This window comes from Jeotgalibacillus campisalis, assembly GCF_000829515.1.
In the GTDB taxonomy this organism is placed as follows: domain Bacteria; phylum Bacillota; class Bacilli; order Bacillales; family Jeotgalibacillaceae; genus Jeotgalibacillus; species Jeotgalibacillus campisalis.
Map to the genome: position 1 here is coordinate 206373 of NZ_JXRR01000001.1, position 20724 is coordinate 227096.

The 20724-nt window shown below is 43.2% G+C and carries 15 protein-coding genes; 2 read left to right on the top strand and 13 right to left on the bottom strand.

What is annotated here, in order from left to right; all coding sequences use genetic code 11:
- Positions 1-178 precede the first annotated feature (178 nt).
- From hutH to KR50_RS01020, 10 genes are all read right to left on the bottom strand, one after another.
- Entirely contained in the window at positions 179-1681 is a 1503-nt protein-coding gene (hutH, locus tag KR50_RS00975) for a histidine ammonia-lyase (protein WP_041053719.1), read from the bottom strand.
- Between the two features lie 3 nt (positions 1682-1684).
- Positions 1685-2689 (bottom strand): agmatinase family protein, encoded by a 1005-nt coding sequence (locus tag KR50_RS00980; RefSeq protein ID WP_232304222.1) that lies wholly within the window; start codon positions 2687-2689, stop codon positions 1685-1687.
- The gene (gene hutI / locus KR50_RS00985; protein WP_041053722.1) at positions 2689-3942 is read right to left on the bottom strand and encodes an imidazolonepropionase; all 1254 of its coding nucleotides are present in this window, start codon (positions 3940-3942) and stop codon (positions 2689-2691) included. Before hutI ends, KR50_RS00980 begins: the two co-directional genes overlap by 1 nt.
- A gap of 29 nt (positions 3943-3971) precedes the next feature.
- Complete coding sequence (hutU, locus tag KR50_RS00990; protein WP_041053725.1) at positions 3972-5636, bottom strand: urocanate hydratase; 1665 nt, start codon at positions 5634-5636, stop codon at positions 3972-3974.
- Between the two features lie 421 nt (positions 5637-6057).
- A complete protein-coding gene (locus KR50_RS00995; RefSeq protein WP_041053728.1) occupies positions 6058-7875 on the bottom strand; it encodes an LTA synthase family protein in 1818 nt (605 codons plus the stop codon).
- The gene (locus tag KR50_RS01000; protein WP_041053731.1) at positions 7869-9473 is read right to left on the bottom strand and encodes an aminotransferase class V-fold PLP-dependent enzyme; all 1605 of its coding nucleotides are present in this window, start codon (positions 9471-9473) and stop codon (positions 7869-7871) included. Before KR50_RS01000 ends, KR50_RS00995 begins: the two co-directional genes overlap by 7 nt.
- Before the next feature lie 36 nt (positions 9474-9509).
- Entirely contained in the window at positions 9510-10067 is a 558-nt protein-coding gene (locus tag KR50_RS01005) for a glycerol-3-phosphate acyltransferase (RefSeq protein WP_052476643.1), read from the bottom strand.
- Positions 10068-10431: 364 nt separating this feature from the next.
- Positions 10432-11217: a glucose-1-dehydrogenase gene (locus tag KR50_RS01010; protein ID WP_041053734.1), complete on the bottom strand. Its 786-nt coding sequence runs from the start codon at positions 11215-11217 to the stop codon at positions 10432-10434.
- Positions 11218-11229: 12 nt separating this feature from the next.
- Positions 11230-12087 carry a GRP family sugar transporter gene (locus tag KR50_RS01015; protein WP_041053736.1) on the bottom strand — a complete coding sequence of 286 codons (858 nt, stop codon included), beginning with the start codon at positions 12085-12087 and terminating at the stop codon, positions 11230-11232.
- Positions 12088-12373: 286 nt separating this feature from the next.
- On the bottom strand, positions 12374-13144 hold the full coding sequence (locus tag KR50_RS01020; protein ID WP_041053738.1) for a hypothetical protein: 771 nt from the start codon (positions 13142-13144) through the stop codon (positions 12374-12376).
- A gap of 247 nt (positions 13145-13391) precedes the next feature.
- Here KR50_RS01020 and KR50_RS01025 point away from each other — a divergent pair, with 247 nt between their 5' ends.
- Together KR50_RS01025 and KR50_RS01030 are read left to right on the top strand one after the other, a co-directional pair.
- Positions 13392-13898 (top strand): cupin domain-containing protein, encoded by a 507-nt coding sequence (locus KR50_RS01025; RefSeq protein ID WP_041053741.1) that lies wholly within the window; start codon positions 13392-13394, stop codon positions 13896-13898.
- Between the two features lie 217 nt (positions 13899-14115).
- Positions 14116-15261 carry a CAP domain-containing protein gene (locus KR50_RS01030; RefSeq protein WP_332307470.1) on the top strand — a complete coding sequence of 382 codons (1146 nt, stop codon included), beginning with the start codon at positions 14116-14118 and terminating at the stop codon, positions 15259-15261.
- 754 nt (positions 15262-16015) lie between these two features.
- Here KR50_RS01030 and KR50_RS01040 read toward each other — a convergent pair.
- The 3 genes from KR50_RS01040 to KR50_RS01050 all read right to left on the bottom strand — a co-directional run bounded on the left by KR50_RS01040 (position 16016) and on the right by KR50_RS01050 (position 20717).
- Complete coding sequence (locus KR50_RS01040) at positions 16016-18439, bottom strand: beta-galactosidase (RefSeq protein WP_041054434.1); 2424 nt, start codon at positions 18437-18439, stop codon at positions 16016-16018.
- Between the two features lie 96 nt (positions 18440-18535).
- Positions 18536-19747, bottom strand: a complete 1212-nt coding sequence (locus tag KR50_RS01045) for a glucoamylase family protein (protein ID WP_041053747.1) — start codon at positions 19745-19747, stop codon at positions 18536-18538.
- A 19-nt stretch (positions 19748-19766) separates the two neighbouring features.
- Entirely contained in the window at positions 19767-20717 is a 951-nt protein-coding gene (locus KR50_RS01050; protein ID WP_041053749.1) for a carbohydrate ABC transporter permease, read from the bottom strand.
- Positions 20718-20724: the final 7 nt, after the last annotated feature.

The window sequence follows — 20724 nt, forward strand, 5'->3', positions numbered from 1 at the left end:
CGCTTTCCGCAGGGACGGGAGCTTGAGACTTTTCAGGGCCTTGCCCTGTAAAGTCTCAGCTTGCCGTCATATCCTTCAGGAGTCGCCACCTTCCGCTCCGTTCACCTCATAATAAAACTACCTTATTATTAAACTTTTTTCAGTTATGTCTTAGGCTCAATTTATGGGCTATTGCACATTACGTGATGCTTTCTTTTGCTTTGTGATCGTATAAATGCAAGCTGAGCTTTTCTATATCGATGGAAAAAGACCGGTCTTCAATTATACTCGGGACAATGCGGCGCCACTCCTCATAATTTAACCTGGTTGCAGTACTCATTTTGATAACTCCGCGGTATTCAACTGCCTGCATCGCACAAATCGCTTCAATTGCGAGGACTCTTCGTGCATTCTGGATAATCAAGTAGGCATGCCTTGCGCCAATTGTCCCCATGCTGACATGGTCTTCCTGATTGGCTGAGGAAGGAATAGAATCAACGCTCGCGGGGTGAGCAAGTGTCTTGTTTTCAGATACTAGACTTGCTGCTGCATATTGCATGATCATCGCACCTGATTGAAGACCAGGCTGCGGGCTTAAAAAAGCAGGCAAGCCGTCACTTAATTGAGGATTCACCAGCCGTTCAATACGCCTTTCGGAAATACTGGCAAGCTCAGCAACCGCTACTTTTAAAAAATCCATGGCAAAAGCGATGGGCTGGCCATGAAAATTCCCTCCTGATATGACGGTTTCGCCTTCATCGAAAATTAACGGGTTATCTGTTGCAGCATTTAATTCGATTTCAAGCTTTTCTTTTACATAATCAAGCACCTGCCAGCTTGCACCGTGAACTTGCGGAATGCATCGAAGGGAATAGGCATCCTGAACACGCCGCTCTCCCTGTCTGGTTGTTAATTTGCTATCATGAAGAATGTTGCGCATTCTTTCCGCCACTGCCATTTGCTGCGGATATCCTCTTGCTTCATGTATGGCTGGATGAAATGCATCCATTACTCCGTGCAGTCCTTCTATGGTCATGGCAGCAATTTCCTCGCTTTGAAGCGCAAGCTTTTCAGCTTCAAGCCAGTTGATGACCCCCAGCGCTGTCATCGCCTGTGTACCGTTAATTAATGCAAGCCCTTCTTTTGCCTTGAGCTTTATCGGGGTTAACCCTTTTGATCTCCAGCTATCGAGAGCAGGAATCCGTTTCCCATCCTGCCACACTTCTCCCTCTCCAATTAAAGCCAGAGCAAGATGAGAAAGAGGCGCCAAATCACCAGAAGCACCAAGGGAGCCTTGCTGGGGGATAACGGGGTGAATAGTTTCGTTTACCATGTACTGCAATCTTTCAACTAATAGAGGCCGGACGCCAGAATACCCTTTTAATAAAGCATTCAGACGCAGCACAATCATCGTTTTAGATACAAGTTCAGGAAAAGGTTCACCGATCCCGCATGCATGTGAACGAATCAAATGAAGCTGCAGTGCGTGTACATCCTTTTTATCAATCTCTACATCGCTGAATTTTCCAAAGCCAGTATTAATGCCATAGGTAATTTTATGAGTGGAAACAATTTTTTCAACAGCGAAACGGCTTTTGATCACTTTTTCCATGCTTTTTTGTGCAATTTGAATTTTTTCTCCATCCATTACGATTCGCCTGACTTTATCAAGTGTTAAGGAGTTTCCATCCAGCACAATCATTCCTTATTCCTCCTTTCTGCTGCGGGCAAGAGCCATTCCACTCACTACTTGCAGAAAACCATAAACACCCGCCTTAACGGTTGGAGATGCAGCGGGATCTTTGGTCGGATCCAGGCAGACAAAATCGATATATTTAAAGGATGGATGACGGCCAATTTCAAGCAGGGCTTCAAACAGTTCCTGCGTTGACATCCCGCCTGGTGTAGATGCTGGTACGCCGGGGGCAAAACCAATATCAAGCACGTCCATATCAATCGTGATGTAGGTTCGGTCGGTTTTCTGATCCAGCTCATGTAAAGCAGCACGAAAGGTTTGGGCAATCCCTTTTTGCCTGGCTTTTTTTAAAGAGATCATATTGACTTCATGTTTTTTGCCATACGCTACAAGGTCAGGTGCGTTAAAATAACCGTGCAGCCCAATCGTGTAAATGTGATTCCCTTTAACCGTTTCTCCTTCAATCAGCTGGCGCATTGGGGTTCCATTTGACGGACCATTTTCAGCTGGATCCCGTAAATCCAAGTGCGTATCAAGCTGAAGAATTCCGATTGTTTCATTCGGGTGCAGCTTTTTTAAGCCCCGCACTGTGCACGCTGTCACGGAATGGTCTCCTCCGATTCCAACGAAAACCGATGACTTAAACTGGCCTAGAATGGCCTCTGCTGCCCTCTCGATCCTGCGATGGCTTTCCTGTATATCCGTTCCATGCATTTTTACATTTCCTGTGTCTACAACGCTCAAAAAAGATAAATCGATCTCTTCATCCATGTTATATGTTGAAAAGCCCTTCCAGCCCCTCCTGAATGCTTCGGTATACTCTGATGCTCCGGAAACACTGATGGAAGAACGTGACAACGGCATCCCGAGTATAACAACATCAGGATCTTCACCCTGCCACTCATCCATGCCTTTTATCCACTGGTGGAGCCGTCCATCTGAAGAGTCCTCTTTGTGCCATCTCCATTCCGGCTGCTGAATTCCTGCCTGCATGAATTTTTGCTTAGCATTCATCACACAACCCGGACCCCCTTCTTCCATACCGCCTGCACATGATTGACGCCAAAAGCGTATTGAAGCATTTGATAGCTCGGTACATCCCACATCACAAGATCTGCCTTTTTTCCTTCTTCAATCTTGCCCGCCTGCTCTCCTTCTCCTATCGCATACGCGGCGTTGACAGTTGCCGCACACAAGGCCTCTGCCGGGGTCATGCGCATTAAAATGCAGGCCAGGTTCATCACAAGCGGCATGCTTGTTGTAGGGGAAGAACCCGGATTGCAGTCGGTTGAAATCGCCACCGCTGTCCCTTGGTCAATCATCTTCCTGGCATTTGCTGCTTCCTCTCTTAAGTAGAGCGCTGTTGCAGGAAGAAGACACGCAATCGTTCCTTTTTTGGCCATTGCCCTTATTCCCTCATCTGAAGCTTTCAGTAAATGCTCAGCAGAGATTGCTCCCACCTTTGCTGCAAGTTCAGCGCCGCCAAATGGTTCAATTTCATCCGCATGGATTTTCGGAATAAGACCGAAGCGTTTTCCCGCTTCTAAAATCCGTTCAGACTGATTTGGCGTGAAGACATTTTTTTCACAAAATACATCATTAAAACGGGCAAGATCATCTTTTGCCACCATAGGAATCATGGTGTCGATCAACAGACTGACATAGGCTTCTTCCTGTCCTTTATATTCATTTGGAACAGCATGTGCCCCCATAAAAGTAGAAATCAGGTCGATTGGATGGACAGAATTTAACTTTTTCATTACCCTCAGCTGCTTCAGCTCTGTCTCTAAATTTAAGCCGTAGCCACTTTTCCCCTCGAGTGTCGTGACCCCGTGCTTTAAAAAGGAGTCAAGGCGGGTATATGCCTGCTCAAAAAGCGCTTCTTCTGACGCTTCCCTCGTCATCCTTGAAGTGGCATGAATGCCTCCTCCTGCATTCATAATTTCCATGTAGCTTGCTCCTTCAAGACGTCTTTCAAATTCTGCTTCTCTCGTCCCTCCAAAAACTACATGCGTATGGGGATCAACCAGTCCCGGTGTAACGAGCTTTCCTGCCCCGTCCACTACTTCTGCCTCTTGTTCACGGTCCTCAAATTCAAGCTCAAGCTCACGGGTAGTTCCTGCCCGGATTACTTTTCCAGATTCCATCCATACGCTTCCGTCTTCTATGATACCGAGCTCACTCATTGCGTTTCCTATTCTCGGCCCTTTTAATTCAGGTTCCATCGTAACAAGCTGTGACGCATGCTTTATCCAGATTGGTTTCATAGCTGAACTCCCCCTTTTACGAAACTGATTTAGTCTTGATCGAGCATTGGAATCGATATATTTTTATCACGGGCTGTTTTTTTAGCCAGCTCATATCCCGCATCGGCATGTCTGACAATCCCCATGCCCGGATCTGTCGTTAGCACCCGTTCCAATCTTTTCTCAGCTTCATCTGTTCCATCCGCTACGATGACCATTCCGGCATGAATCGAGTAGCCCATCCCGACCCCGCCGCCATGATGAACGGACACCCATGTGGCACCGCCTACAGCATTGATCATGGCATTTAAAATTGGCCAATCTGCTACCGCATCAGAACCGTCTTTCATCGACTCAGTTTCACGATTTGGTGAAGCGACAGAACCGCTGTCCAGATGGTCCCGTCCAATGACAACAGGCGCTTTCAGCTCACCACTTTTCACCATGTCGTTAATAATTTTGCCAAAACGGGCGCGTTCCCCGTAACCCAGCCAGCAAATACGGGATGGCAGTCCTTGAAATTGAATTTTCTCTCTCGCCATTTGAATCCAGTTACATAGATGACGATTCTCAGCAAACTCCTTTAAAATCACTTCGTCTGTTTTGTAAATATCCTCCGGGTCTCCTGATAAAGCTACCCAGCGAAAAGGTCCTTTCCCTTCACAAAACTGCGGGCGAATATAAGCAGGAACAAAGCCTGGAAAGTCAAAAGCATTTTTAACGCCTTCATCTTTAGCCACCTGGCGAATGTTATTGCCGTAATCAAATGTCACAGCCCCCATCTCTTGAAGCTTCAACATGGCCTTAACATGCGCTGCCATGGAGGCTTTTGCTTTGGTTATGAGCGCTTCCGGATCTTTTTCACGCATTTCTTTTCCTGCCTGAAGGCTCATTCCTTTTGGAAGATAGCCATTCAGCGGGTCATGGGCGGACGTTTGATCGGTTAAAACATCCGGTACAAATGATTGCTCAGCCATGAGCTGCAGCAGTTCTGCTGCATTGCCAATTAACCCGATAGACAGCGCTCTCTTTTCTTCTTTTGCCTGCTTCGCCTGATTAATCGCATCTGGAAGAGAATGAGTTTTCGTATCGAGGTAACCGGTGGCAAGCCGCCTGTCTGCACGTGTTTCATCGACCTCAATGGTGATGCAGACGCCGCCGCACATCGTAACAGCAAGCGGCTGCGCTCCGCCCATTCCGCCGAGCCCCGCGGTCACCGTTATCGTTCCTGCAAGTGAGCCGTTGAAATGCTGTCTGCCCACTTCCGCAAATGTTTCATATGTTCCTTGCACAATGCCTTGAGAACCAATATAAATCCAGCTTCCTGCCGTCATTTGCCCGTACATCATAAGCCCCTTTTGGTCCAGCTCATGAAAGGTTTTCCAATTCGCATAAGCCGGTACAAGATTAGAGTTTGCGAGCAGCACACGCGGTGCATTTTCATGAGATTTAAAGACTGCCACCGGTTTGCCGGACTGCACAAGAAGCGTTTCATCATTCTCAAGGTTTTTCAGCGATTCAACGATGGCATAATAAGCCGGCCAATTTCTTGCGGCCTTTCCGATCCCCCCATATACCACAAGATCTTCCGGACGCTCTGCCACATCAGGGTCGAGATTATTCATCAGCATGCGAAGCGCTGCCTCCTGCTGCCACCCCTTTGTTTGAAGCTTAGTGCCATGAGCGGCTCTAATACTTTTTGTATGCGCTTTCATTTACATCCTCCTTTATCGCTATGAATCTGCTTTTATTCAATTATACACAAAATAAAGCTTAATATTTTAATAAATAGTAAAAATATTCCTTTAGTCCTCTGCTATAGAAGTTTGGCAGTATGGTAAAGGATTAGATGACTAATGGATCTAGTAGTTGTGATTTAAGTACCGCTGATGGTATAGACAAGAGAGCTTCTAACAAAAATAAAAAAGAATGCCTTCACGAACAACTTTTCGTGAAAACATTCTATTTAGGCAGAGATCTATTTTCTGCTTTGATGACACCGTGAACAGGTTCATTGTAGTGGAAGGCGCAGACTCCTGATGCAGCGACTCACCTCCCGCCCCGCTAAAAAGCGTGCACTTGCAGCGGAAATGAACCGGTCCCTTTTAAATAAGCATGTCCCCTGCTTCATCAAATTTATTCTATAAATCGCAGCAAATCCCCATAAATGATTTCGTCGGACATCTCGAGCTCTTCCCGCACAATTTCCTCTGTTGGTTCACAGTGATGGGCATCTGTCAGCTCTTCTTTTTCCAAGCTGTAGCACCGTTTATCTTTTAACAAATATTTGTCAGTGACAAAGTCACCATTGCGAAAAATAACCGGATGATCATTGCTTCTGGCAAATAAGTTTTTTCCGAGTGAGGGTTCTTCTGAATGTATGCCCATCAAATGAAGAAGGGTTGGGCGAATATCAATTTCTCCTCCATTTCGAGTGAAGGTTTTTCCTTCCTGCCCCGGGACATGAATGATCAGCGGAACTTGTTTTAGCTTCATACGATTAAGAGCGCTGGTCTTCATATTAAGTAAATCCATTACGCCATGGTCATATTTTTCAGATATCCCGTAATGATCTCCATATAAAACAAAGATCGTATTTTCATAGAGACCTTTTTCTTTCAGCTGCTCAAAGAAAAGTCTAATAGCCTCATCCTGATAGCGAATGGTTGTAATATAACGGTTGACGACTCCTTCTTCGGTCTCTGCTTCATCAATGAACTGATCCTCTTGCTCAAGCAAAAATGGGAAATGATTGGTTAACGTAATAAATCGTGCATAATAGGGCTGAGGCAATTCTTCCATAATGGAGACAGACTGTTCAAAGAACGGCACATCTTTAATGCCATAGTTTACTGAATTTTCTTCTGTTACCTTATAAGACTCTTTAGCGTAAAAGTGATCGTAGCCTAGAGATTCATACATATTCTCACGATTCCAAAATGTTGGATCGTTGCCATGAAACACAGCCGAATAATAGTCCCCTTCCTGCTTTAAAATGTGAGGGAGACCAATGAATGTGTTTTCTGTTTTTCTCACAAAAACAGCGCCGCTTTCCATTGGGTAAAGCCCTGTGTCGATCATAAATTCTGAATCGGATGTTTTGCCCTGAGCCGTTTGATCATAAATCGAAGAAAAATAATAGCTTTCGTCAATTAAACTATTTAGAAAAGGTGTTAATTCTTCTCCGTTTACTTTTTGATTGATCACAAATCCTTGAGTGGATTCCATGCTGATCAGTATTACATTCTTTCCTTCAGCAATTCCGAATGAATCAGAATCGGTATCTGACGCCTGGGTGTTTTCAATAATTTTTGCTGCATCCTTTGACTCTGCGAAAATATAATAAAGTGAAGAATTAGCTGCAACGCCAATATCAAATGCATGATACTGAAAAGGACCAATATTTTTAACCATTTGCTCACGATTATAGGATTCTGCAAAAAGATGCGGAGCATTCACTAGACCAAGTCCAACTGTCAGCCCCATTAGTGCAATGCTTGCAATGAGATAATTGCGTTTAGCTTTTCTTTCAGGTTTGAGGGACGTCATCTTTTTACGGGCAATCAGCCAGCCAACAAGCAGCAGATCAGCAAACAACAGCAGATCCCACCAGCTTAACAGCTCGAGTGTGCTCGGTCCCAGGCCTCCGACATTGCTGAATTGAAACAGGATCGGAACGGTGACGAAGTCCGTGTAAAACCGGTAGTAAAGTAAATCCCCGTACAGTAATCCAGTAATAAGAAACATTATTACAAATAATGGGTACAACTTAATTTTTTTATTCCAGTAAAAACTTAAACCAACAAGCAGCATAAGCGGACCTAAGGGATTAATGATAATAAGAATGACGTCCAGAAAGGTTTGCACTCTTAAATTAAAGCCGACGAAAGAAAGTGCCAGCGTTTTAATCCATAGACAGCTCACTGCAATCCAAATATACGAATTTTTCAGCATAAACTCAGCCCATTTTCTTTTAAGGTTGAAGAGTATGTTTCCTTCACTACTTCCGCTGCTTTTATGCACGCTGCTTCCGGATGATCCCCCATTAGAGCCAGTTGAACCCAATTCCGTTCCAGCAGGTAATTACTTTCGTAGCTTAGCAAAACACCCCTCATTTTACACGCATCACCAAACCGTTTGCTTGAAATTCCTTCAGGCAGAGCGAGCGTGATGATGCCTGGTGAATACGAATGATCTCCAAGTGTCCGCATCGTGCTTTCTTTAAATAAAGTGCGTATGCGGTAAGAGAGCTCTTGTGTTTGACGATAATCAACGGTGTTTACTGCCTCTTTTAAAGCAAGGATCAGATTAGAAGAATGAGTAAAGGCAATCCCGCTGTTCTCTGCATAAAGCCCGAGATCCAGATACCTTGGAATAACGGGATTAGGCAAAACAGCTTCACGGTGAAAAATGATCGCTAAACCGGGATAAGATCCAAACCCTTTTCCACTTACTGATGATGCAAAAAGAACCTCTTTTAAATTCAAAGGGACGAGTCCTGCTGAACTGCAGGCATCCAGGCATAGCTCTACATCATATTTTTTACACAATGTCTGCAAATTCTTCAGATCGTATAAATATCCGGTAGAAGTTTCACAATGAACCGTCCACAGCCACTTAATCTCAGCGTCAGCGTCTAAATAATTCTTAATATCTTTAAGATCCAGTGCTTCGTTCCATTCTTTCTTCAACGTTTTAAATGACAGACCCAAACGGGAGGCGTGGTCGATTAGACGCTCTCCGAATTCTCCATTTGATAAAATCAGCCCTTTTCCCTTCAAACCTATTAATTGAGCAGCTACTACATCGTTTGCAAGTGTACCGGTGCCCACGAGAATTTGAACGTGTGCGGCTTTCGTCAAAGTAGTCAATTCATCCTGCAGCTGCTGAAAATGAAACCTGAAATCTGAAGCACGATGTGATAGGGCTGGCTGCGTAAATGCCTTCTTTACATCTGCAGAAAGTTGAACGGGTCCCGGGAGAAAAGAGTGTACTGGCGGCTGTTTTCGCACCATGAGCCGCTGAAACGCTTTCGTAGAAGAGGCAAAGCTTTCCCTGGTTAAATACATCGGCTGAAACTGAGCGTCTTCCTTACCAACGAGCGTGCCAAATGGGATAAAACCAATTCTCTTGTACAGCTTCAACTGACGGACTGTACCGGATATTAGCGCAACAGTATACTGCTTTTCCAGACAATAGCTGACAAGCCTGTCCACTAATTTATAAAAAGTCTGCGTACTGCGCCACTTTTTTTTAACTGACAACAGCCTGATTTCACAGGGTACTGCGCCTTCAGGTAAATAGTCATCCAGCTTTTCCAGCTTTTGATCCAATGAAAATGGACGCCTGCCTCGCACTGCGATCATGCCTACGACTTCCATTCCTTGCTTGGCAATAACATATGTATTTTCTTCATGAAATTTATCTACCAGCTCATGGATCGCGTTTTTTTCATGCTGGGGAATTTCTTCAACGAAGGTTTGATAATTTAATTGATGAATCTGCTGAAGCTCTTCTTTTTCCGTTGCCATTTTATACGTTAACGAATTCATTTCTAAACCTCCAGACCGTCTGACAATTAAGCACCCTTATTTATTGTGAATGGCTGCGATAAATGCGAAAAACATGGCAAAACTTACAGGGTACACTAGTGATTGCTCCAGAACATAAAGCGTCACAGGAATCGTTGAAATGGCTAGGAAACCTGCGATTGTATAACGGCGAAGGCTGATATAGAGCACGCCCATAACAACCCCCATGACCACGATTGTGAAGGGGTTTATGAATAAAGCGGCTGCAAGATAAACGACGATTCCTTTGCCGCCCCGAAAGCCTAATTGGACCGGATACAAATGACCCAGAATTAAAAAGAACGTGGACAAAGAAAGTACAGCCTCACTACCATCTGACAACATCGTCGTGATGCCCAGTGCAATCCACACCTTGATGGCATCTATCGCGATCGTTAAAACAAACCCCTTTTCCCCAAGTACTCTTCCTGCATTTGTTGCCCCTGCATTTCCGCTTTCCATTTGCCGGATATCTTTTCCCTGATAAAATTTCACGAGATAATAAGCACCCGTTATTCCGCCAATTAAATAGGAATACAAAACAACGGCAATGAGCAGCATGGCTTCTGTCTGCATGATCCACCTCTATATGTTTGAAGATGAAAATATCTATTTCGTTTAAAGCAAAACGTTTCCTACGCGACTGTTTTTCATCACTGCTAATTGTACACAGAGTTTCAACCCTGCTGGTAAAAAGGGCATAGGATTATAGACAACTAGTTTAACCTTATCATATTATTCCATTTAATTGGATTTATTCAATGAATATTTCCCACACAACGAGTATATGCATTCGTTAAAGTAGTATGGACACTGAGTTAAAATCGTGAAGAATAGACAATTGTGTCCGCACTAAAAAAGCAGACGGCTGTATTTCATCCGTCTGCTCTCTTCTAAAACTTCCTGATCCTTCATTTCTTTTTCTATCCTATAATTCTTCTTACCCTTTACCTGCTGCAAAAGAGGGATAGAGCTTCATGCCGCCATCCACAAATAAGGTTGTTCCGGTTACATAGCTTGCTTGATCAGAAGCAAGAAAAGCAGCGACAGACGCGACTTGTTCCGGTTCGCCTATTTTTTTCATCGGAATCATCGAAAGCACCTCATCCCGCTGCTCCTCGTTGTCAAATTTCTCCTTATTAATCGGGGTATTAATCGCACCAGGGGCAATGTTATTTACCCTTATTCCTTGTCCTGCATATTCGAGTGCTAACGTCTGAGATAACATATTCATCCCGCCCTTGCTCGCTGCATAATGGACGAAATGAGGCCAGGGGACGATCTCATGAACACTGGACATATTGATTACGGAGCCCTGAATTCGGTGCTCGAGCATATAAGCAATCGCTTTTGTCGAGCCTAAAAATGTGCCGGTCAAATTCACCGAAATGACTTTATTCCATTCTTCAAGTGTCATCTCATGAGATGGTACTTCATTTTGTATTCCTGCATTGTTCATCATGACATGCAGAGAGCCAAAGTGTTCATGCGCGGATTGAATCAGCCGGTCGATATCCTCTTCTACAGATACATCCCCTTGAACAGCAATTGCTTTTCCGCCGGCTTTTTCAATATCTCCTGCTACCTGCTGGGCTTCTTCCTTCTTGTTTAAATAATTCACAATGACATTCATCTTTTCTTCGCCAAATCGAAGCGCAATTGCTTTGCCCAAGCCTGATGATGCTCCTGTGACAATCGCTGTTTTACCTTTTAACTCATTATACATTCGCACTGCCTCCTATTCTTTAGTAAATCCAAGCATGACTCCACCGATAATAATTAAAATACAGCCAATCACAACGAACACCAATTGCTTTTTTGTTTTCTTTTCTCCTAATAGGAATATACCGCCAAGGGTTGAAATAATAATGCCTGTTTGAGATAAAGAAAAACTTGTGGCCGTGCCTACTTTAGGGATCGACAGAAGTAAGGCAAGGTTACCAGTCGCCCACATCAATCCCGGGATGATATTACGAACAGTGTATTTAGTAAATGGTTTATGCTTAAGACTTAAAAGAATTGCCCCCGTCACCATTCCTGCTGATTGCGGCAAGATAGCAGTCCACCCGTCAATGTTGAACCAGCGGATGATTACGACATACCCAACATATCCGACAGTAGAAATCAAAAGTAACGGAATCCCTTTTTTCAGCGGGCTCCCCTCTTTACTTTCTTGTCCGTCTTTTTCCTGATAAGACGTTAACACCACGCCAAGACAAATGAGCAGCAGCGCAGAGATACCGATAATCAACTTCATCGTTGTAGACCATTCACCGAAGGCAAGCACTCCAAATAGAGAGGTTCCAACAAGCTGAAGCCCGGTTGATATAGGCAAAGTTTTCGATACACCTAAATGCGTAACCGTTCTAAACTGATTCATTTGACCGAGCGCCCACAGCAGACCAGAGATAAAACTGACGATAATGGCGGTCAGCGTAAACTCAGGAGAAATAAAAAAGATCGCAACAATAGAAAAAATCAAGGCGCCAAATGTAGTCCCTACGACTTGACTGTAAGGACCTCCGCCTAACTTTGTACTCACAAGCAAAATACTTCCCCACATTACAGCGGGAATTAAAGCAACTAAAATATCCACGTTCATACCGCCTTTCATCCACTATAATTGCCCTTAAGCAATCCGATTAAAACATGGTTCTATACAGGTTTTAAATAAAAGAGGAAAAAACTATATTCCGGGAATAGAAAAGAGAATGCTTCACATCAGATAAGATTCTTATCTTGAAGGCATTCTCTTTAAATTTCACCCTATACTAATTCATGGTAGACAGTAAGGTTTCCCCCGTTAAATCAACATGTAATGGATAGGAGCCGGTTTCTTTATTCAACCTTTTTTGAAATTTGACCATAGCTAAACACTGAACTTATAGAAGGCTTGAAGGCACTGTTTTAAATTCCCTCAATACCTGACCTGCTACTTCCTTATTGTACCCTGTTTTCTCATTTATCCTGATCGCCCACTCTTCTATAGAGGCGGCTGGAGGTTCGGGATGCAGACCTTCTGCTGAACTTATGAAACTTTTCCATTCGTCAAATTCCCAGTGAGCCGTTTCTTTTTTATAGGGAATTCTGCACTCAACTAACGGATGCGGGTTAAGATGGTTCTGCGACCGTTCTGCCGCTTTTTCAAAGTCACTCCCATCGACAGGCTGCAGATCATAGGCTTGCACAGAAAAGCGGCCGTTTGGTCTGTGATAATAGACCTCCAGTTTTGAGTGAGAAGGCTTTAGCTGGATATCTGCCCCCGGAAAAAAGCCGCTGAGCTTTTCTCCGCTAAAATCCTCATCATTTGCATCCACTAAAATTGGCAGCAGCCACTGATCTCCAAGATCGCATAAGAAACGGCGGCCATTTTCATCTAGCGCGATCACGGCAGCATGGGCATCTTCTGACTGAATTTCATGACCAATTGGATAGGCTTCAATTCCATCGTTTTTAAATTCATCCAATAACCAAATCGCTAAATCAAAGCAATTTCCCGAAACGCCAAAGCGCTCTCTTTGTTCTTTCATCTGAGAAACAGATCTTTGCTGAAACGGTTTGTCCGAGTTATAATTCCACCGTTTCGTTAACGTTTCCATTGCAAACTGATCGAACTTCTTCCACGTTTTTAAAATAGGGGCTTGAGGAAACATTTTTTCATCTCCCTGGTTAGTTGTCTCATCATCAATAGCTTGTCTTACTACTTTGAATCAGCTGCTGCAGTTTTGCCTTGATCGTTCCATTAAAGATAGAATACCATACTGTTTATTACGTCTTCCCAGTTAACCTAAAACCAAGAGATATCTCTTTGCAATCAAACTTTAATAAAGCGCACCACGTTTAAAGTGTGTAGTTTTTTACAAAAAGGGTATATATGGTTGTATACAGGAGGGATTTACTATGACTGAGAATATACAACTATATCCGTTTGAAGACGATGGATCCATACCAAATAATCAGCAGCTGTCGGTCATTGTATACGAGGGCGTTTTTAAAGATAATCCTGACGAAATTGAGAAAACATTTAACGAGCATAACTGGAAAAACAGCTGGGTAGGCGGTGTGCATGATTATCACCACTATCACAGCAATACCCATGAGGTTCTTGGCGTTCAATCCGGGTCAGCAATGATTCAGATTGGCGGTGAAAAAGGAAAAATGATTGAAGTGCAGACAGGCGATGTAATGGTGCTGCCTGCTGGAACCGGTCACCGAAACATGAAGGCGAGCGAAGATTTCCGTATTGTCGGTGCTTATCCTGACGGCGCTGATTATAATTTCCGGACTGGAGAACCTGGTGAACGTCCTGATGTGCTGGAAGAAATTTGGCATGTAGCAATACCGGATACAGATCCGGTCTTCGGAAAAGAAGGACCTCTTCTTAAAAATTGGCATGTAGGAAAATAAATACAACTCAAAAACCCTGATGAATGTTTGTTCATCAGGGTTTTTGATGCTTTAATATTCGTTTTATTAACAAAGCGATTGAATTTCATCATCTATATCCACACAAAACAGTCATCCATTTCACAATTTGTCTACTTTCTTACACACTCAGTCAAGCTTGTTTCTTTATACATCATTCCTATTTAGGTTAAAATATAGATAGAACAGGAGTGAACCAATGATTAGAAAAATAATGCTTGTTGTGGTCCTGGTTGCAGCTGTGTTTCTGTCGAAGCCTTTATGGGAAGAAAAAGTTTCCCCTTATGTCGATGTGTCGTTTATGGACACAGTTTCTGACAAAGTAATGTCGGTCATCTATACGCCAGCCATTTCAGATGCAGTAGATTCATTTCAAGATACGATTACGTCAATGATTATTGATATAGATGATGCGATTCAGCAAGCTCCAAGCCTCGAATCCACTCAATCCATGGAAACAGTTGAGAAACCGGATCTTACCGCTCCAACTGAGCAAATGTTCTCCGTTTACAACGTGAAAATTGGAGATGCAAGACAGGAAGTGGAACAGGAAATCGGCGAACCTCAGCGACAGTCCTCAAATGAATATGGAACAGATTGGTTTACCTATCATGAGAACTTCGGAAACTTTCTCATGGTGTCTTATAATGAGGAAGAACTTGTCAATGGGCTGTTTACAAATCAGGATCTGCTCGCCTCTTCTTCTGATATTACACTTGAAAGCTCACGGGAAGAGGTCACAGCAGAACTCGGTGAACCCCTTACTTCACTGAGAAAAGGAATGGTCCGCTACCAGATCCAAAATAATGGAGAGTATGATGTGTTTGAAGTGGATGATTCCTATGCGACTGTTTTTTACGATAAGCATGAAGAACAGACCGTAACGGCCATTCAAGTCATTCATCAAAGTCTGGAAGAAAGCAGAAAAGAGATTTATTCTTCTCCTTCTGATCCCTTGAAAGAAGGGTTTGAATACCAGCTTTTTGATTTAACCAACTCAGCGCGTGTTCACCACGGCCTTATGCCTTTAGTCTGGGATGATCAAGCCAGGGAAACTGCCCGCAAGCATAGCGCGGACATGGCGGATAATGCTTATTTTGACCACACAAATTTAGATGGCCAATCCCCTTTTGACAGGATGGAGGAAGATGGAATCCGCTATACAACGGCCGGAGAAAATCTTGCCTATGGTCAGTTCAGTTCCGTTTTTGCTCATGAAGGGCTAATGAATTCTCTCGGTCACCGTGAAAACATCTTAAAACCTGATTTCGGCTACCTTGGAATTGGTGTAGCTTTTAATGATGAAAAGCAGCCTTATTTTACGCAAACCTACTTTAACCAGTAAGATTTTAAATACATCGGCGCGTGAATGGAGCCTGCTAGAAACCACATTCTGTGCCTTTTCGATAACAATCAAACAAATGAAGAATGAGGTTGGGGCATAACTGAACAAAATGAATAAAAATGAGGCCGAATATATCATTAGTATGAGGTGATCGGAGCGGAAGGTGGCGACTCCTGCAGGATATGACGGTTGCTTGAGCCTTTTCAGGGCAGGCCCTGGAAAGGCTCAAGCAACCGTCCCTGCGGAAAGCGTCCGCCTGAAGCGAAGTGAACCGGTCAAGGAGCTTGAGACACATTTGTCCCAGGCTTATTCTAATTTTTAAAATTTCCTTGCCTAACGATTGATCTAAAATGCTTTCTTTTTCGTTTTCTTTAAATAGTGAACGTTTTGCCTGCAAGGAGTGAATAAAATGACTGATTATGGCAGAAAAAAGGAAGCTTTAGAAGCTATGTATGACAAGTATAACCTGACAATATGGAAAATAATCTATGGAAATCTTCAGGAAGAATTGTATGCGGAACAAATTATTACTCTGATATACAAAGACATCTGGGAATGTGACCAGGTTCTCTTTTCTAAAGAGAGACAACTGATTATGATCCTCAGGTTTTGCAGGAACCGGCTCGATCAACTTTAAATCGATAATGAGTGTTGAACGAAACGCGGCGGGAGGGATGCCGCTTTAATGCTGTTGCATCTGCTTCACCCAACCCGCCTTATTCCCTATACAGTGAAATTTCTTAATAACGCATTATTAACTTTCATTAAATCGGATCGTTACGTCTTCTCCCCGACAATCATACAGGTTCGCAGTAATGGAGTACATATTTCCTTTTTTGACAGCTTTCAATGATGACGGTTCAATCGTAATTTCATGCTCTGTATCAATGACAATAATCTGCTCTTCAGCCTGGATTGCAAAGGTTACATGGTCACAAGCTCGTTCTTTTATTTCTGCTGTTGCATAACGAATGATTGCTTTTTCCAATTTAACATTTACAGGAAGCATAAGCCCTCTCTTTGCCGGCAGTGCAACCTTGTGACCTTCGAATAATTTCACTTCGTTTTCAAAAAGGTGAAACTCTTTTTCCAGGCCATCCAGATTCAAAATATGAATAAATCTCTCTCGATCTTCATTTCCAACGGATGTCATGAAAATTCCGTGATGCTGATAATCATGGGCCAGAGATCTCTTCATTTCCAGCCTGTCAAAAATTTCTCCAAAAAAGGTGAGATCACAGCTATAATGCGTAAGAAGACCTATTAATTTCCCACGGCCAATCTTTGATTCAAACCCGCTTATTTCCTTCGTATCGTATGTTCTGAGCAGCGGTGTAAGACTGTCTCCCCCCTCAACCGTGTGAGCGATATGTGTCCGCACTTCAGGATATCGCCTGCTTAAATTTTCCGATTCCAATGAAAGATAATATTCTGAAGAATCACGATAGGTATTTTTGTACCTCACACCCGCTTCGTCAGCAAGCACTGAACATGGATTGCCTTCCATATCAAACTGCGGCAATTCTCCATATAACAGGACATTCCCGCCATTATTCATAAATTGAATCAGCTTTTCCTGTATATGCTTATGTAAGTATCGTGCAGATGGAACGACGAGTGTTTTGATTTTTGCCAGGTTAATCGGCTGGTTTTGAAGATCAACCGAGCCAAATTTAAAACCTTTTAACAGCATAGCGCGGGCAACTACTTCCCAGGAACTGCCGTTTCGATTTTGTTCAATATTTTCAAGGATTTCTTTCATTTTCCCGCTTTTTGGATAACGAGATTCTGTCATGTAGTAATCTGGTATAAACGCAAAGGCCACCGCATCTTTTTCTTCATTCATTCCAGCTAACTTATCTGACACCGCCATGACGCGACTGATAGACTCAGCCATACGTGGAAAGGTGAAATTCAACTCACCTTCAGGACTGATCGGCGCAGCAAATCCATGTCTCTCTCCTGTAAAGGCGATTCTGTCATTGCCATCATTGAGCTTTTGGTCCATGCGATAATTGTAGCCGCCTGTTAACAGATAATAGTTGATCAGACGATTTCCCTGAGCCACGCACATCCGCATTTTCAGATCCACTGAAGAGGGATCCTTTCGTCCGCCAAATGTACTGCCGAAGTTGCCGTCTCCACAATTAAACTCAACGGATGTCAGTGGCTGATCAGGTAAATGAACGGCGTCCATAAAGCCATTAATTAAATAGAGATCTTGAAACATGTCCATATTAAAATCTCCAAAATAAATATCTGAGCCGGATAGATACCCCTCATCCTGTGTATAGCTTTCATACAGCTGACTGATGCCAATTGGGAAAGTAAAACCACGTCCGCCACCTGTACCGTGAATGTTTACAACAAAAGGAATGTCTAAAATCCCCTCTTCTTCACAGTAAGTTCTGAGAATATGAATATAGCGGGCAAACCGGTCACGCATGTAATAACCAAGATCTTTTAAAAACTGAGGTGCATAATCCTCTGTTGGCGACCGCAGCTGAGTATTTCTAATTTTTTCTCCTCTATTAAAAACACCCGGGTAACGCTCATCAAGTTTAGTATCGTAGTAAGATAAAAGCCATGAAGATAAGTCATCCAGCAGATGGTCAGTCAAGTCTGGTGTATTGCTCACCCAAGAGAGCATTCCTACTTCATTATCCAGCTGTATGGCGATGACGTTACCGCCATTTGAATAGAGCCTTTCTTTAATAGGCGGAAGAATAATCTTATACCATGCTCTAGTCGCCTCTAAAAATCCAGGATTTAAGTAATCAAGTGTTTTCGTTGTCGGATCCTGTCCGTCCCACCCAACCGGAATGGCCTCTAGGCACCCTGAGTAAACCCAATGCGGGATGCCTTCATTTTTCATTTCAGCCATAATAAAAGGTCCCGGACGGACAAATATGTACAAATCATTTTTCTGGCACAGGTCTAAGAATCCAATGATATCAAGCTCTGGTCGTGTAGAACCATCAATGTCAATGATGTGTTGTTCGGGCTGGTGACATAGCCATGGAATATACGTAGCGACGGCATTACACCCTGACAACTTTAACTGATCAATGCGTGCTTGCCAGTCGTTTTTATCCAGCCTGTAATAATGAACCTCACCGCACATGAGGATGACAGGCTTGCCCTCAATCAAGATTTTCTTTTCTTTCAGTTCAATCATTGGAGAGTCCCCCTTTTTTTCTTTGCTGAATTCAAAAGTTGAATGAACTTTTCGCACCGCCCGGCTTTTAAAAATATCCATTCAACCCTCACTGATTTAACCCTTCTTCGTAAATTTCAAAATATCTGTCGCCCGTTGGATGGATTCATTCTGATGGTAAAGCTTCCAAATCAATCCTGACTCTTCGTTTTCAATCATCAGCAAGGTCACACCTTTATTAATGCCGATGACTTTATCGGAGTACCAGGGCTCTTCTTTTTCAAGGTTATAACTGTCCTGCAGCCCATATGGTCCCCACAGCTCATCGATCTCTGCAAAGTACTCAAGTGACTCCTGGACTTCTTTTTTCGCAAATACAATGGAACCGGCAGGACCACTCGGGGCAACAGTTCCGTCGTTTTTCACCTCAACTGAAGGATAATATGGCGGAGAGCCTGCAAGTGTATACCCAGACGGCCCATCACATGCTGTCAGTCCCCAGGATTCACTGCTGTACGTTTTGTATTGGTCCTGCTGATCAATGCAATACTGACGATTAACGAGCGTTGCTTTTACAGAGTTTTCAAACCAGTCAATGCCGTCCGGATCAAGCTTGTCACGGAAATCAAACCATCCGTGGCTGTACTGATGAGTAAACAATTGACCACCTGGAGACGGGTAAAAGGTTACATCCCCATATGTTCCTTCAAAACGTTTAAAATCATGATACATGCTTGGTGATACTGGGTAAGTTTTTGAACCCACAGCAAGGAAATACAGCATCAGCTGTTCGGCATACATATCCCATGCGCCAAAGCCTTTTCCGTCCTCTCCTAAACCCATATAAAACTGATTCGTTTCTTTATTTACATAAACGTTCCAGTTCACTCGATCATAAATTTTATCTGCCAATACCCCAATTTCACCGCCAAAATATTCACGGGCAATAATCGCTCCATTCAGCAGGATGGCCGTGTCGATAATCGAGGGGCAGTCATAAAAGGCTTCATTCTTTTGAGCTGTTTCCATGTTTAGGAAGTGATAAAAGAAACCATCACGGTGCTCGACATTATTCCAATACGTCTTTAACGTCCCAAGGGCTCTTTCTTTTCCTTCTTCAAAAGAGATCCAGCCTCGTTCAATGCCAATTGGAATCGCAGACAGTCCGAATCCATTTGACGCAATGCTCGCGACCCCTTCCCCGCCTGATCCAGAATGGTCACGAATCAGTCCGTACCCTTTGCTTTCTGGATTATCGTTTACTTCTTTCCAAAAGAAATCAAATGACCCCTTCGCTTCTCTTTGCAATACATTTTCGGTTTTTACCATAGCAATCACATTCCTTTCCTTATTCTCCTGTAATTCCTGAACGGTCAACGCCTTCTACAAACCATTTTTGAGTAATGAAATACACAATAAGTAAAGGCAGGATGCTTAAAACGGTTCCTGCTAATCGAATTCCCTCATTCAACTGACTGGCTGACTCCTCCATGCCGGCTGGGAACATACGCTGATAACTGGCTGCGAATTTCTGGAGTTCTAATGGCAATGTTGTGAGCTGGTCGCCGAAGAAAATCGCAGCAAGATAGGTTTCATTCCAATACCATACAAACGAAAACAAGAAAGAAATAATAATCGCAGGAACAGCCATTGGAATCGCAATGGTGAAAAAGATTCGAAAATGGCCAGCTCCATCGAGTAGTGCAGCTTCTTCAAGTGTCTTTGGAATCGAACGAAAGAATTGGTAGAAGATCAGGATAAAGATGGCGCTGTTTAACCCTTGTCCAAACGTTGCCGGAAGCAGGAACGCTTGAATATTTCCCAAAAGATTTAATTCACTATACACAAGATACCTTGGAATTAACGTCACTTGAGGTGGAATGATAAACGTCACCATCACTAAAACAAACAAGAAGTTTTTTAAGCGAAATGAAAATCTTGCAAACCCATACCCTACTAAAGCTGCTACAGCCGTTTGTGCGAGGGCAGGCAAAATGGTGACGTACAGCGTTTGAAAAAGTGTTGGGAAAAAATCCAGCACCTGATAAGCCTGCTTAAAATTCTCAAGATGCAATGTACTTGGAATCCAGTTTACAAGAGGGTTTAACAAGTCTTCTAAACTCTTAAAACTAAACGACACCATATAGATAACAGGGAATAAATAGACAAATCCTATACCGATCAATAAGCCGTATATGAGCGTACGAATCAGTAAGCCATCATTCCCTTTCACTCCGATAAACCACCGTTTCATCCTTGCTGTTTCGATATTTTTACGCTTGGTCATCAGTTTATTCATGCTTTCC

What these genes read in the sequence shown, in the direction of transcription:
- hutH (WP_041053719.1), bottom strand. Translation starts at nt 1,681, where the DNA reads ATGATTGTGCTGGATGGAAACTCCTTAACACTTGATAAAGTCAGGCGA.
- KR50_RS00980 (WP_232304222.1), bottom strand. Translation starts at nt 2,689, where the DNA reads ATGAATGCTAAGCAAAAATTCATGCAGGCAGGAATTCAGCAGCCGGAA.
- hutI (WP_041053722.1), bottom strand. Translation starts at nt 3,942, where the DNA reads ATGAAACCAATCTGGATAAAGCATGCGTCACAGCTTGTTACGATGGAA.
- hutU (WP_041053725.1), bottom strand. Translation starts at nt 5,636, where the DNA reads ATGAAAGCGCATACAAAAAGTATTAGAGCCGCTCATGGCACTAAGCTT.
- KR50_RS00995 (WP_041053728.1), bottom strand. Translation starts at nt 7,875, where the DNA reads ATGCTGAAAAATTCGTATATTTGGATTGCAGTGAGCTGTCTATGGATT.
- KR50_RS01000 (WP_041053731.1), bottom strand. Translation starts at nt 9,473, where the DNA reads ATGAATTCGTTAACGTATAAAATGGCAACGGAAAAAGAAGAGCTTCAG.
- KR50_RS01005 (WP_052476643.1), bottom strand. Translation starts at nt 10,067, where the DNA reads ATGCAGACAGAAGCCATGCTGCTCATTGCCGTTGTTTTGTATTCCTAT.
- KR50_RS01010 (WP_041053734.1), bottom strand. Translation starts at nt 11,217, where the DNA reads ATGTATAATGAGTTAAAAGGTAAAACAGCGATTGTCACAGGAGCATCA.
- KR50_RS01020 (WP_041053738.1), bottom strand. Translation starts at nt 13,144, where the DNA reads ATGTTTCCTCAAGCCCCTATTTTAAAAACGTGGAAGAAGTTCGATCAG.
- KR50_RS01025 (WP_041053741.1), top strand. Translation starts at nt 13,392, where the DNA reads ATGACTGAGAATATACAACTATATCCGTTTGAAGACGATGGATCCATA.
- KR50_RS01030 (WP_332307470.1), top strand. Translation starts at nt 14,116, where the DNA reads ATGATTAGAAAAATAATGCTTGTTGTGGTCCTGGTTGCAGCTGTGTTT.
- KR50_RS01040 (WP_041054434.1), bottom strand. Translation starts at nt 18,439, where the DNA reads ATGATTGAACTGAAAGAAAAGAAAATCTTGATTGAGGGCAAGCCTGTC.
- KR50_RS01045 (WP_041053747.1), bottom strand. Translation starts at nt 19,747, where the DNA reads ATGGTAAAAACCGAAAATGTATTGCAAAGAGAAGCGAAGGGGTCATTT.
- KR50_RS01050 (WP_041053749.1), bottom strand. Translation starts at nt 20,717, where the DNA reads ATGAATAAACTGATGACCAAGCGTAAAAATATCGAAACAGCAAGGATG.